Raw genomic sequence first — 13,792 nt, forward strand, 5'->3', positions numbered from 1 at the left:
GTATCAGCTGGATGTATCCACTGAAAGTTCCGCTAGATGTCTAGATGGATGCCGCTGGTTTGCTGTTCCAGCATTTTCTTGACGATCGTGCCGATGTGCGCGCCGCCTTCAAGCGGAGGCGTTCCTCCACGATGAATGTTGGAAATGACCGTGCGGTCGCTCTCTACCGTGCCTTTGCGCGGTTTGTAGCACATATAAGCGCTAAGTGATTGTGACGAAACGAGTCCGGGTCTTTCCCCGATCAACAATACGAGTACGTCTGGCTGCACAATTTCGCCAATATGATCCATGACAGCTACCCTGCCTCCGCGCACGAAAAAAGGAGTTCCTGTGGATAACCCGTAAGAAGCAAGTGAATCGAGCAGCGCCGGATAGACATCACGCAAATTGGCATCCACCGCATTGGCGCTTAAACCATCCGATACCACGATCTGCACCTGCGGCTTGAGCTTGCATCTAGCCTGGATCGCTGCGATGCCTTCATCCGTAACGATCCGCCCCATATCGGGGCGTTTCAAATAGTTTTCTGTATTCTCGTAGCGCGTTTCCACCGTAAATAAACCGAATTGCTCCAAAAGTGTCGCACTTGCCTCCCCATAGATGGAATCCACGGCTGCGGCATGATCACGGCGAAATTTAAGCACCTCTTTGGTGAGCGCTCTTGTTCCGGCACGCCATACCCCTATTCTTGCAGGAGTGCTTGCAAGCAGCTCGTTCATCCCTTCCGCCCATTTGGGATTGGGGATTGGTGAGACACTTGTATCCAAGCTCAAGTTTGGTTCTGCCGAAGGGACTACGGTATCCGCAGCTTGGGACAAGGCCAACTTCTTCGCAAGCTCAGCCATCACTCTATCCACAAGCTGGTCCAGCGGGACTGCATGGTTCATGAAGGTTCCTCCCTCGTGCAGGCGCTACATAAAAAGGGTCGGATCACCCGCCAAGGGCGTTAATCGACCCTTTTCCATAATGCCCATTTTGACCAGCCATTGCTCAAAAGCCGGGGCTGGACGCAGCCTCATCAATTCCCTTAGCGTCGCGATATCGTGATAACTCGTCGATTGGTAGTTGAGCATGCAGTCGTCTGCCATTGCTACCCCAATCAGATAGTTAACGCCGGCAGCAGATAGCAGCACCGCCAAATTATCCATATCATTCTGATCCGCCTTCATATGGTTCGTATAGCAAACATCCACACCCATCGGCAGCTGCTGCAGCTTGCCCATGAAGTGGTCCTCCAAACCAGCTCGAATAACCTGCTTGCTGTCATACAAATACTCAGGACCAATAAAACCAACGACCGTATTGACGATAAACGGATTATATCTGCGAGCCAGCCCATAACAGCGGGACTCCAATGTCACCTGATCGATACCGTAATGCGCTTCGGCGGACAGTTCAGAGCCTTGGCCCGTTTCAAAATACCATAGATTCGGCCCTGTCCCCGTGCCATCCGTGGCAATCAGCGCATCTGCTTCATCCAGCAGAGCAATATCGATGCCGAAGGCTTTGTTCCCCTCTTCCGTGCCAGCCAAACTTTGAAACACCATATCCGCTGGAGCGCCTTGGCGAATAGCCCGCATCTGAGTTTTGATATGAGCCAGGACGCAATTCTGTGTCGGAATCTGCCACTTTTCCATTACTTCCTTGGTGGCCAGCAAAATATTTTTCACGCTATCCGCCGAATCGATAACTGGGTTAATGCCAATGACCGCATCACCGATGCCATAGCTTAATGCTTCGTACAAAGCGGCCTTGATCCCCTGAATATTGTCCGTAGGATGATTGGGTTGAGCCCGGCCAGACAGCACACCCTTTTGACCAATCGTGATGTTGCAATGCGAGGTGACCTCCATTTTGGCGGCAGCTTGCACAAGATCCAGATTGCTCATTAATTTGGCTGCAGCGGCAACCATTTCACTGGTTAAACCGCGGGAAAGCCTGCGAATCTCATCATTCCCGGTTTCTTGCCGCAGCAGATACTCCCGCAGCTCCGCCACCGTCCAATTGCGAACCTCTGTATAAATCTTCTCGTTCAGCCCTTCCTCGATCACCCGCGACACTTCATCGATCTCCGGCGGCAGCAGCGGATGATTGCGAATGTCAGCCAGCGTCAAATCAGCCAGAACGAGCTTGGCGGCAACCCGCTCCTTCGCATCCTGTGCAGCAATGCCGGCCAGTTGATCGCCTGATTTCTCCTCATTGGCCTTCGCCATGACTTCGGTTAAATGTCGAAATTGAAAGGTCGTACCGAGCAGCGTAGTCTTCAGGTTCACGGGCTTATCCCCTCCGCTCTGTTATGGAAGGCCAGCGTCTTCACCACGACCGGAATCATGATCCCGGAGATCGGCTCGCCCAAATCGATATAATCCCCGTGCGCCACACGGATTTGATCAATACAGATCACTTTCGGGCGCTGTCCGCACCGTCTGCTCAAGGACTGACCAAGCGCCTTCGCGATATCCGTTTCGCAAATAATGACCAAAACGGTGCTGTTTGGAAAATAGTTAACAAAATTTACATGCAGCTGCTCCGCCAAGAACTGAAGCGAAGGATAGGTAAGGTTGTTCAGACCTGACAAAGCCAGCCCGAACGGCGGCGATTGCGCTTGGTCGAAGAGGCTTGCGCCGCTTCTCATGACGGCATCCATGCTAGCTGCCAGCAGCCCCGTCTGCTCAAGCATCTGCGGCGTGAGTTCAAGCTTAAGCACGGGCAGATTGCGTATCGGCAGCAGCGATGCATCCAGATGCACCGTCGCGCCGCTGATCTCCGTGCTCTGCATGCCAGCGCCGATGACCGTCGCTCTGACCGTCTGATCCGCTTGTACAAGGCGGATTGGATACTGCGCTGAGCACATCTTCCAGGTGTGCGCAAGCAAGGGGCCGATATCTTGATGTATCGCGGTTTCAGCTAAACAAAGCGGAGCCTTTCCTTCCATTAGCAGACCGATGCCTCCAGATACCATCCATTCTTCAATGGGAGGGATCGCTGCAAGAGGATCGCCGTTGAGCAAGGAGCGAAGCGGCGCATCCTGCGCAGGCGTCGTACGCCCACTCAAATAATCCATCAGACTGCGGCACATGCCCAGGCAGATCTCTTGAAGGTGCGTAAAGCTAACCGTATCGCCAGCCTCCATATCGTATCCGCTCGCCTTCAACCACGGACGGATAGATTGCGATACATCCAGTACAGTGCCTGTTGCGTCTATCTGGATAAGCCTGCCGCCGACATGAAAAGTTACGGTGCCAACGAGCTTGCCCCTTAGGAAAATAGCTGCATTCGCGGTGCCGCCGCCGATATCAATACTCGCTACTGCACCGCGAATCTGCAGGGAGCGGCGCTCCGCCCCAGCCCCTTTGCCAGCAAGCAGCCCTTCCAGATCGGCCCCTGCCGTTGCGACCACGAAGTCGCCCGAGCGCTCGGCGAGGAGATGCAGAATTTGCCTCGCATTTGTTTTATTGGCCGTTTCACCGGTGATGATGACAGCACCGGACTTCAAATCGGCAGGGCGAATACCCGCCTGTTCGTACTCCAAAGCCACGATTTCCCAGATGCGCTCGGCATTGATCTCGTCCCTGCTCTTCAGCGGCGTCGTATAAATCGGGCTTGCGTGCAGCAACTCCCGCTCCGCGATCTCGAATCTCGGCAGGCTGAGCGCGCCGGATGAGCGCGCTAATTTCAAACGACTTACAACCATCTTCGTTGTGCTTGTTCCGATATCAAGCCCGACGCTTGTGATCCATTCATTCTGCATATGCTTGTTCACCTATCCCGTTGATGCATGATCTCCATAAGTCGCTCCTTGAGCTTTGCAATACCTTCCATCGATGCAGCCGATGTCAGGAAGATTTCCCCTTCTGGCAGCGACTGTCTCAGCAGCAGGATCGCGCGATCGATGTCAGCCTTAGGGTGATCGATTTTGGTCACCGCACCCACTGTGCGAACAGGAAATCCCTGCTCAAACCCAGGAGGGAAAAAGTTCCTGTCCCTCGCAGCATCTTGTACGAAGAGTACCGCTGCTGTCTCGTGAGAGGTCGCCATGAGGGAGCGGTAATACAGCGGATTCTCGCTGTATTCGCCTGGTGTGTCGATGATCCAGTCCCGATAGACCAGGCTTTGGGTTTTGATGGCCGGATCGGATTCCCCGAACAAGGCCTTCATTAAGGTTGATTTGCCTGCGCCCACTGCGCCGATAATCATTACTTTTCTCATAGCTTCAAGACCTTGTAATCGGCGCAGTCGCGAATTTCAGCTTTCCCTGCAAAAAATCGTTCACAGCCTCCAGCGCCATCTCCACCGCAGCCACTTCCCCCGTAAGCACGAGCGAACCCGTGAATCGATCCAAATAACCGATGCCCACATTGGCTGCTTTGGTTGCAATATCTGCGGCAATAATGGCTGTTTCTGTAGGGGTAAGCGTTAGAATACCGATCGCATTCCGCTCTTCGATGCCAAGTTTCGTATACAAAACGGGGTCTGGATTGGCAATCACATGAGCCAGCGTGAGTTGTTTGCCAGGCACGTATTCTTGAATTACTCGCTGTTTCTCTTCTTCCATGCGTTCCCCTCGGTTTCTTGTGCGACCTGTGAGACCTCATAGCTATCTACAATGCCTACGATCATCGCATCGATCGGCACCTTTCTATCCGTGAACAAGGTTCGCGCCGGACTGCCTCTGGATACGATCACGTTCTCGCCGACACCGGCTCCAATGCGGTCTGCGGCAATGATCGGCGTGCCCGCTTCACTGTCTTGGAAATCCATGGGCTGGATCACTAATAACTTGAGATTATCCATGCCCACTTCTTTTTGCGTAGCCCATACACTGCCGATTACCTTCCCTAAAAACATAGGACCTCACCCTTCAGCCGTATAATCGATCGTAATCCCTTTCTCTTGGAGCATGTCTTTGGCAAGAGCAGAAATAATCGTTTTTCGGCCAACTTGCAAGGTGCGAAAAGGTTTCTTCTTGATTTCCCGCGCCACCCAATCCGCAGAGACAAGCCTTCCTTTGTAGACGATAGCCCCGTCTGCCACTTGAATACCCACTTCTGTACGTGCAGGAGTGGAACGAATTTTACTCACTGCCATCTCCGCCAACTTCTTCAACGGACCAAATTCTACGCCGTACATTTGCAGTTCCATTTTGTAATAATCAAAAAGGTTCACATAAGGCTTAGGCAGCGTTAGCGTCTTAAGCGTTCGGCGTTCAGCCCGTTTGAGACCCGAAATATCATCGCCGATCAAAACGAATTTATGTTGGACCAAGGTGGAGAAAATAATCTCCGAAATAATCGTCCCTTTCATGCCCAGAGCAGCGCGTGCCGCATTATCCAGATCAATTTCTGGAATCACAATGCCCTCATAATCTTGCGGCACCTCCAGAGGCGACGGGGCGAACTCGTCGGAGGCTATGATTTTGCCGCGACCGCTGCATTCTACCTGATGTTTCCCGAGCCAAGACGATGCTTCGCCATCCAGAAATAAAATATCATGATGAATGTCATGATTCGTTAACCATATAAAATGATCCGTAAAAGCCTCATGAGCCGTACTGTCATGGAAAATGTATAGCACCTTAGGCTGCTTAATCTCCTGTCTGTTTGCTGCATTCAGAAGCTCACGGACAATAGACTCGACCATCATCTTAATCTCCACCAAGAGTTACCTCCTTTCGGTACTCATGATTTGCCCGTTTCTGCCAATGACCTGAACTTGGTCGCCTGAGCTCAAATGGGCCGCATTCGCTTCATCGATGTCGATATGAAAATCCAGCGAATACTGCGCGCTTACCCGTACGACTGTCTCCGCAAAAATAAGCGGCCGCTCCCCAGCCGTTTGCACGATGAGCCGATCGCCTTGATTGACCTCGAAGAGGCGGGCGTCATCCGGGGACATATGCACATGATTTTTGGCTATGATCAGCCCCTGCTGCAAAACAACCACGCCACTTGCCCCCACAAGTGCAATGCCAGGCGTCCCCTGGATATCGCCGGATAGTCGGACCGGTGGATGAATGCCCAGCGCATAGCCATCTGTGCGTGAAATTTCCACTTGGGACGCCCCGCGTGAGGGACCTAGAATCCGTACCTGTTGGATGATGCTCTTGGGACCAAGCAAAGCGACGGTTTCGCGAGCAGCGAACTGCCCCTGCTGGGTAAGCTCGCGAAGTGGCGTTAGTGTGTAACCAGCGCCGAATAACGCCTGAACATGCTCGGGTGACAGGTGAACATGCCGATTGGACACGCCAACAGGAATACCCGGTAGAATTCGTGGATTTGACGACTGGGCAGACCTCAGTGCGATGCCTCGATCTTTTAGAAAATCAGCGGCCGCCGGCGTCAGCCTATCCCCCTCTTTCAGCAAATATGGATTGGGAATACCTTTCACCAGCAGCGTACGCAGATGCGTTTCCGTAATAAGCGCCATAGACGTATTTATCCTTCAAGCTTAGGTAGAATGAACTCAATGTCGGAGTGCGGACGCGGGATGACGTGGACAGATACCAGCTCTCCCACCTTCTCCGCAGCTGCAGCACCGGCATCCGTGGCCGCTTTGACAGCACCAACATCCCCACGCACCATGACAGTAACCAAGCCGCCGCCAACATGAACTTTCCCGACCAATCTCACATTGGCGGCCTTCACCATCGCGTCCGCTGCTTCAATAGAACCTACCAAGCCCTTCGTTTCCACCATACCTAGAGCTGCCATTTCTCCTGCCATTTGCATGTCCTCCTCGGGTTATGTATTTACCTGCATGTCGGAAAGTACATTCTTGATGATTTGCTCAACTTCTTCACGCGTAATGCCCAGCGGATTCAAGGTGTCCAAGCTTTCCATAACCTTTGCTGTCACTTCGTCTGCCGGGGACTTCAACGGCATTTCTCTGATGCCAAAAGCTACACGCTTCCTATTCAGCAAATGCTGCGGACCAATGTTGTCTGACGTAATATTGCCTCCAAAAGAACCGCAACCGAGCGTCATCGAAGGCCAGATGCCTGTCGTTGCCCCGATGCCTCCGAACGTTGTTCCTGTATTCACCACAATGCGCGAAGCTGGCTTTTCCAACCCGAACGCCTCAATGACCGCCATGTCCTCGCCATGAATGCCGAGTGTATGTCCAAGTCCGCCAAGCTCCAGAAGCTCCCTGCAGCGGAGGCAACCTTCTCGCCAATCGCTAACCGTGTACAGAGCAAGTACGGGGCTGAGTTTCTCCATGGAAAAAGGATGCGCCTGCCCAACCTCCGACTCTTCCGCAATCAATACCTTTGCATCCGCTGGAATGGTTATGCCTGCCATGCCCGCAATCACTTGCGGAGAGCGGCCCACGACATTCGGATTCATCCCTTTGCCCATGGTGAGAATCGAGCTGATCTTCGCTTTTTCATCCGCGTTCAGAAAGTAAGCCCCCTGCCGCCTCAATTCGGCGACCAGCTCATCTTTGACCGCTTGATCGACGACAAGCGCTTGCTCAGAAGCGCAGATCGTTCCGTAGTCGAACGTCTTGCTTTGCACAATCTGCCTCACTGCTTGGCTGATATTCGCGCTTTCGTGAATGTACACCGGCACATTCCCAGGTCCGACACCATAGGCTGGCTTGCCTGAGCTGTAAGCCGCTTTCACCATAGCCGTCCCGCCTGTCGCCAGAATGAGATCCGTCAACTTATGCCGCATCAATTCGCCGCTCGCCTCAACGGACGGACGGGTTAAGCAGTGAATCAGCCCAGGCGGGGCTCCCGCTTTCTCCGCCGCAGCGCGCATAATGGCCGCTGATTCCTGTGAACAGCGCAGCGCTGCGGGATGCGGGCTGATTACGATGGCATTCCTTGCTTTGAGTGAAATCAGGCATTTGAAAATGACTGTTGAGGTCGGATTTGTCGAAGGAATGATTGCAGCTACAATCCCAACGGGCTGAGCGATTTCCCACACCTTGTTCACATCATCCTTGCTGATGATTCCCACCGTCTGCATATCCTTGATTGCTGCATAAACATCTTGGGCAACGAATAGGTTTTTGGCCTTCTTATCGGCGGCTTTGCCAAAGCCTGTCTCTTCCACGGCCATTGCGCCAAGCCGCTCTGCCTCTGACTCCGCAGCCTCGGCCATAGCGGCTACGATGGCGTCAATCTGCTCCTGCGTCATTGCCTCCAGCAGAATCTGCGCCGCCTTCGCCTCTTGGAGGAAATCGCGAACCTCCTGGATCGCTTGCAAATCACTATCGAGCCTCATGTCACGGGATCTCCCCCTTCAATATCCAATTCCTTGAAAAGCCTCAGCAGTTCGGCTTTGCTAACCAATTGGATATCCCGCCCGGCAATCGGGAACCGCGGGGTTTGCTGTGCTAGTTCTCTGAGCTGAACGACGCTCATTCTGCTCCAGCTAGGCGCAGGCTTGTCGGGCGCAGGAGTTTGAGATGAGGATACCCTAGCGGGTATATCCCGAATCATCTCGTATACGGAAGGATCAGGCCGCGGAATCACGTGTGTGGCTAGCAGCTTCCCCACTCTCCGCGCCTCATCGGCTCCTGCGTCCACCGCCGCTTTGACCGCTGCCACATCGCCCCAAATATAGATGGTTACGATGCCTGCATCCACTTGCTCATACGCGGTTACTCGGACATCCGCCGTTTTGGCTGCAGCATCTGCCGCTGCAATTAAGGCAGGTAAACCATGGGTCTCGATCATACCTAGCGACATCAACTTCTCATTCATAGGGAACACCCGCTTCTCTTCAGCCTATTTTCTTAGGATCTCGGGCAATGCTTGTGACGGCGTCCGCGAACGCCGCTGCTGCTGCGGCACAGGCGGATTGACTGCCTGTCAGTAATCCGCCCGCGAAGTTCGTCTCCGTCGGAGGACCATAGAACTTGCACATTCGCACATCGGCCGCTTTCAGGGCTGCATCCAGTCCATACACAGCTTCAAGTGGCGGAGCAATGAGGTAGGCAAGCGGCTCGCCTTCTCCGATTTCCGCCAGTGCGGAGAGATAAGAGCCTGTTCGGGACACCACATGCGCATAGTAGGCATGGGTGCCTTCTTCGTTAAGAGCGTAGAAGCAAGCTCCCGTCTCCATCACCTGCCTAGCGGCGTCCAGCCCGCTTCTCACTTCAGATGGCGTCGCGCCGCCCAGGATGCCAATAAATTCACCGGACAAAGGCCCAGAAGCATGCCCGGATCCGGCATAAAACGAACGGGCATACACCACTTCGACCGCTGCCTGCTTGGTCGCTTCATCGATTGCTGTGTAGCCCACATCATCGATGCTAGAGGTCAACAAGCCGAGGCTGCGTATGCCCGGCTTCAGATCCAGCTGATGCGCTAGGCCTGCATCAACGTTAGAAATAATCCTCATGGCGAGCGGGATCGCTCGAATCGGATGTTGGTTCACTCCTTTCACCTCTTCACCGTGAATGAATTCAAAAAGGTGCCTAGGCGCACAGAACAGTTCGTCGTTCTTGGACCTGAGGCACCTTTGCCATCTGTATGCTTTTGTTTATGGATATGTGGGTTGGACAAGGAATATGCTGAGGTTGAAATATTTAGGGGTAATTAAACCTGCCCCAAGGTCAGTGAACCTTGAGGGCAAGCCCCCCTTTTTACGAACTCAATACCCTTTATTTGATCAAAATGGTTCATTTTGAAAATCCAATGAATTCCAGATGCGTTATTTCAAGTAAACGATCACCATTCCGCCTATAAATTGCTCGATAACGCCGATTCAGTTCATTAGGTTTTCAAAGTAGCCATTTTCTCGTCTATAAGCATCATCCAGTTCATTAGAATGACAGATTGATGGTGAGGCTCCCGCTGTATATGAAGCTAATGCTACTCTATATCCTCTTCATACTCACCAGCAAATTCAAAAAAACTTTCGGCAAGTACATCATGGAATCCCTAACCTTTCCTACTATGATGATAGCTCCCGTTCTGTCATATCTACAATTCCATGGGCTGAAGAAATAATAAAACGTCTATCCCAATTTATAGATTAGGATAGACGTTAAATAAATAGGTAATAGCGTCCCTGTTGCTTCTAGAAGATCATCAATCGAATACTCTTCATCCCGGACTTCAACCGTTTGTTTTTCAAAGTCAATAATAACGTGGTTGTTATTTATCTTTTGAAGTATTTTTTGGGGGATCATGCTTATTCCTCCAGTGTAAATAACGAATACTTTACTTCCTTAAGTCGCAGAACCCGCTCCCTCACAGACTCATTCGGTTCGATTTCAGCCAATTTATTCAACGCTATAACAAGTTCATTGCCCCAAGAAGAAGCCTCCCAAGCCTCCAATGCTTTGAGCGCCATATTTCGGTTACTCGTCACCGGACTGTTCAGCCCTACCGCAAGTAGTCTTTTGCCCATCCCTTCGTATTCATCTAACCTTTGAAGAATGCCTAGAAGGCAACGATGAGGAACATATTCTTGGCCTAATCCCATTTCATCTTTGGGACCTGTAGCGATTTCTTGCAGCGGCAAATGATCTTCAGCCAATTGAACTAGTTTCTCTATACGCTGCAGATCGTCTGTTTTCATGAGATCGTAATAAAATGACTCTTGTAGTGGGTTCGTAAGTAACTGGGTGTAGAGTGCATCCCAACTATCAATGCCTAACTTTTTAGCGCAAACAACACCATAATAACGGTCTACTCGATCAGTTGAATTAACGGCATCAATAACAAGGCTCTCCCATTTTGATAATGTAATAATTCTTTGAGAAGCCGCTAAAATTTCCATTCGCAACTCCTCCGTCCATCCCAAGGACATCCGTTTCTCCCACATTTCGTCTGTGTGACTCAATAGGTCGCGTATCTCCAAAATCACCGATAATGGTTTTAAGGCATTGCACATAGTATATGATAATCTCAAATAGTTAGAAATGACTTGTGGTGCATGCTCATAATCATCGATATCCTCAGCAGGACCTCCGTTTAACAACGCCTGTATGATATCTGTAGCTCCTTCATATAATTCGCTATCTACTTGCTCCGACGAAAGTGCAGCGTGCAATTCCCCATTTCGCGCGCAAATACACGCTAGATATTCATTCATTACACTGTTCTGACAACCTTTACGCAGCAGCCACTGTTTAATCTCAGGAGTACTCGGCTCGAGCCTTTCGACGATATGTATTTTCCCCCAACCGTTAACATCCTTAACTAATTCAAAGAGAACGTTATTCTCATCCTCCATCCCATTCTGAATGGCAACTGTAGCATATAATGTGAATTCTTCATGTTTGCCTAGCGTAAGAAGCAGCTCTTTTACGTGTTCATTTTGAAATAGCCCGAGTAAGGCAATCCCGAATTTAACCACGTTGCGATGGGCTCCGTTTTCAGCCAACCATTTTCCCTCTGAGAATACATGTTCAGGATTAACCCCCGGGTGCTTGCGCAGTTCTTCTAACACTGCATCTATTTTACCGCCAATATCCGCTTTAATGAGCTTTCTGTAGATTGCTTTTCGCAAGGAACGTCTTGGCTTTCTGGACTGCTTTGCTAGTTGATGAACCAACTCCCGTAACTCATCCGTCAGGTTGCCACGCGCAGCATGATGACCCATCGCGCCATCCATACCACCAGCCACCCAGCGCATTTTACTTCCAGCCCAATACTCTTCATCATCTGGCAAAGATGTGTTGATTAATCTCCCCTCATCCTTAATTTGTTTTTGAATATAGGCATATATAGAGGTTTCGCCCTCCCAAGGTGCGCGCATTGCTTTATTGAAGAAAATTACCATCCATGATCACCTATTCCTTTTATTGATGTTGGTCTACTAGATCCATTTTCGCTGATTTGGTGGATAGTGAACATGGTGGAAGTATAACGAATTAGGGAATTTAAGGTAACTAGACTTCTCTCTTCTGTTCAGGATGATAAATGATTCTAACATAGTCTGAATCCCTGCTATCCATGTCACCAAGATAAATCCGTTCATGCTCAGGAATTAATTCATATAATTCTTTCAGCTTGGTTCTGGCATATTCATCCGGATATTCGAGATATTCAAAATACATCTTTCTACATGATTCTAAGGTCGTTTCATGACCATTTAATTTGTGATACATATCCATCAGTTCCTTAAACTTCTCCATGGGCTTTGCCGAATATGTTGATTCAGAAAAAGTAACTTCGCCAAAATTTTCAAAGTGTATAACTGTAGGAACTTCAATATTTGTAAATAAGGTGCCATCTTCAAATAATTTTTCAATTTCTTCTAACCTGTAGTTCAACTCAAACTCGGAAGTATAACAAACCACACTCCCATCCATATATATAACTAGATTAGCTAAATAACATCTCTGATTATGTCTTAAAAAGATTGTGAACCCGTCCCCCTCAGTTGTTTCGTAAAATAACTCTCTCTTTACATAGAATTCCTTGGCTTGGGGTGAATAGCTTACACGCCTCTGTTGCAGTAACTCCTTTTCTTCTCTAGAGATCGTGTATAGGTTATTTAGCTTGGGATTAAGCAGTTTAATTATATTTTTTATATACTTAAAGTAACTTTTTTTGTCATATTTCCAATTTGCAGACTTCACTTTGAACGCACCTAGCCCATGAATTGAAATAATTTCTCCATCGGGTACTTGGGGGATCAACCAATTGCGTTTTATTTTTTCTTCTAACCCGTCTAAATCAACCAGCTCCCAACAATTAACCATTCCATCTTCGTAGACATCAACATTCACATAGAAGTATTGCGAATTTTTGATGATACCCGGAACTCTAGTTCCTTCGACTGTTTTTTTGCGACTGATCTTCTGCATAATTGCCACCGCCTCTGTTCTAATAAAATCTTTAAGCACTTTAACTGTTTTAACGAACTAACAATTCATATCTACACCATTTCACGATCTGCGCTCACAAATAGCCTACATGTGCCCTTTCATAAATCCATAAAATTCGCCAATGTTTGTATGACTAGGCAATCCAGTAACCTGACCGTCCCCTGTTTCAATCACAATCCACTCACCACTAACTGTCTTAGCAATATCCATTGAAAAAAAATGACTCTTAATGCCTTTAGCCAAATTGATAAAAGGCTCCAAGTTAGGCCTCTCTAGCTGATAGGATGCTTCATCCCAATATTCAGCAATCGTCAATAATTCATGGTTCAGGAAAAATAACCTATACTCGTTAGATAGTGGCATTCCGCTTACAGGATGCTTGATTAAGTGTTCTAGTTCTACATATTCACGGAAAACAACCCCTCCATTAAGTTCCGTTCCCTGTCGCTCAATCAAATTATTGACCACGTATCTCACATGATTACGATCAGAAGCATCTGGTATAAAACAAGCATCTTCCCATTCATGTTTTCTTGACTTTACATAATCCTTGATCAGAATTGGTCGGTTACCAAATATACGTAATTCCTCATGAATGTTATCCAATTTATTATTTAGGAAGTGAATATCTTTCCAGATACTTAAGGGTGTTGCAGCTTGTATTACTTCATATGAGTTAGGAAAATAGTGACAATGTACGTATTCCTCAGGAGTATTGATTAAGATAAGATTCCTAACCTCCAAGGCTCTATACAACTGCTCGTAATTATCTGGCTTCATCATCCAGCCTCGATAAATAACAGTTTCCTGATTGTCTAGACTTGGAATCCGCTTAATTGCTTTCGAACAATTCCCTTCAAGTAAATCCTCTAATGAAAAAAGCTCCACTTTTATACCCAGCTCAATCGCTTTTCTATATTCAATCTCATAATCAGAATCGACCCATTTCTGGTTCAATGGATCGGAACAAAACAAGAATCTCATTTCCCTACACCTCACA

General features: G+C 49.1%; 16 protein-coding genes. All 16 read right to left on the reverse strand.

Annotated elements, in window-relative coordinates:
- Window positions 1-32: 32 nt before the first annotated feature.
- Window positions 33-887 (reverse strand): ethanolamine ammonia-lyase subunit EutC, encoded by an 855-nt coding sequence (eutC, locus tag IEY34_RS23840; protein WP_189015881.1) that lies wholly within the window; start codon window positions 885-887, stop codon window positions 33-35.
- A gap of 24 nt (window positions 888-911) precedes the next feature.
- On the reverse strand, window positions 912-2,273 hold the full coding sequence (locus IEY34_RS23845; protein WP_189015884.1) for an ethanolamine ammonia-lyase subunit EutB: 1,362 nt from the start codon (window positions 2,271-2,273) through the stop codon (window positions 912-914).
- Window positions 2,270-3,751 carry an ethanolamine ammonia-lyase reactivating factor EutA gene (locus IEY34_RS23850; protein WP_189015887.1) on the reverse strand — a complete coding sequence of 494 codons (1,482 nt, stop codon included), beginning with the start codon at window positions 3,749-3,751 and terminating at the stop codon, window positions 2,270-2,272. The genes IEY34_RS23845 and IEY34_RS23850 overlap by 4 nt, the downstream gene beginning before the upstream one ends.
- Before the next feature lie 8 nt (window positions 3,752-3,759).
- Entirely contained in the window at window positions 3,760-4,209 is a 450-nt protein-coding gene (locus IEY34_RS23855; RefSeq protein ID WP_189015899.1) for a EutP/PduV family microcompartment system protein, read from the reverse strand.
- Window positions 4,210-4,213: 4 nt separating this feature from the next.
- Window positions 4,214-4,555, reverse strand: a complete 342-nt coding sequence (locus tag IEY34_RS23860; protein ID WP_189015901.1) for a BMC domain-containing protein — start codon at window positions 4,553-4,555, stop codon at window positions 4,214-4,216.
- Window positions 4,531-4,848 carry a EutN/CcmL family microcompartment protein gene (locus IEY34_RS23865; protein WP_189015903.1) on the reverse strand — a complete coding sequence of 106 codons (318 nt, stop codon included), beginning with the start codon at window positions 4,846-4,848 and terminating at the stop codon, window positions 4,531-4,533. Before IEY34_RS23865 ends, IEY34_RS23860 begins: the two co-directional genes overlap by 25 nt.
- A gap of 6 nt (window positions 4,849-4,854) precedes the next feature.
- Entirely contained in the window at window positions 4,855-5,655 is an 801-nt protein-coding gene (locus IEY34_RS23870) for a hypothetical protein (RefSeq protein ID WP_189015905.1), read from the reverse strand.
- Window positions 5,656-5,661: 6 nt separating this feature from the next.
- The gene (gene pduL / locus IEY34_RS23875; protein WP_189015907.1) at window positions 5,662-6,426 is read right to left on the reverse strand and encodes a phosphate propanoyltransferase; all 765 of its coding nucleotides are present in this window, start codon (window positions 6,424-6,426) and stop codon (window positions 5,662-5,664) included.
- Window positions 6,427-6,434: 8 nt separating this feature from the next.
- Window positions 6,435-6,722: an ethanolamine utilization microcompartment protein EutM gene (eutM, locus tag IEY34_RS23880; RefSeq protein ID WP_189015910.1), complete on the reverse strand. Its 288-nt coding sequence runs from the start codon at window positions 6,720-6,722 to the stop codon at window positions 6,435-6,437.
- Between the two features lie 18 nt (window positions 6,723-6,740).
- A complete protein-coding gene (locus IEY34_RS23885) occupies window positions 6,741-8,228 on the reverse strand; it encodes an acetaldehyde dehydrogenase (acetylating) (RefSeq protein WP_189015913.1) in 1,488 nt (495 codons plus the stop codon).
- Window positions 8,225-8,710, reverse strand: a complete 486-nt coding sequence (locus tag IEY34_RS37580) for a BMC domain-containing protein (protein ID WP_189015916.1) — start codon at window positions 8,708-8,710, stop codon at window positions 8,225-8,227. Before IEY34_RS37580 ends, IEY34_RS23885 begins: the two co-directional genes overlap by 4 nt.
- 19 nt (window positions 8,711-8,729) lie before the next feature.
- Window positions 8,730-9,386 carry an ethanolamine utilization microcompartment protein EutL gene (eutL, locus tag IEY34_RS23895; RefSeq protein WP_189015919.1) on the reverse strand — a complete coding sequence of 219 codons (657 nt, stop codon included), beginning with the start codon at window positions 9,384-9,386 and terminating at the stop codon, window positions 8,730-8,732.
- Window positions 9,387-9,969: 583 nt separating this feature from the next.
- On the reverse strand, window positions 9,970-10,143 hold the full coding sequence (locus tag IEY34_RS23900; protein ID WP_189015922.1) for a hypothetical protein: 174 nt from the start codon (window positions 10,141-10,143) through the stop codon (window positions 9,970-9,972).
- Window positions 10,144-10,145: 2 nt separating this feature from the next.
- Window positions 10,146-11,741 (reverse strand): limonene hydroxylase, encoded by a 1,596-nt coding sequence (locus IEY34_RS23905; RefSeq protein ID WP_189015925.1) that lies wholly within the window; start codon window positions 11,739-11,741, stop codon window positions 10,146-10,148.
- A 109-nt stretch (window positions 11,742-11,850) separates the two neighbouring features.
- Window positions 11,851-12,771 (reverse strand): DUF7638 domain-containing protein, encoded by a 921-nt coding sequence (locus IEY34_RS23910; RefSeq protein ID WP_189015928.1) that lies wholly within the window; start codon window positions 12,769-12,771, stop codon window positions 11,851-11,853.
- 105 nt (window positions 12,772-12,876) lie between these two features.
- Window positions 12,877-13,776 (reverse strand): ATP-grasp domain-containing protein, encoded by a 900-nt coding sequence (locus IEY34_RS23915; RefSeq protein ID WP_189015931.1) that lies wholly within the window; start codon window positions 13,774-13,776, stop codon window positions 12,877-12,879.
- Between the last annotated feature and the right edge of the window lie 16 nt (window positions 13,777-13,792).

The organism is Paenibacillus marchantiophytorum (assembly GCF_014640555.1).
GTDB classification, from domain to species: domain Bacteria; phylum Bacillota; class Bacilli; order Paenibacillales; family NBRC-103111; genus Paenibacillus_E; species Paenibacillus_E marchantiophytorum.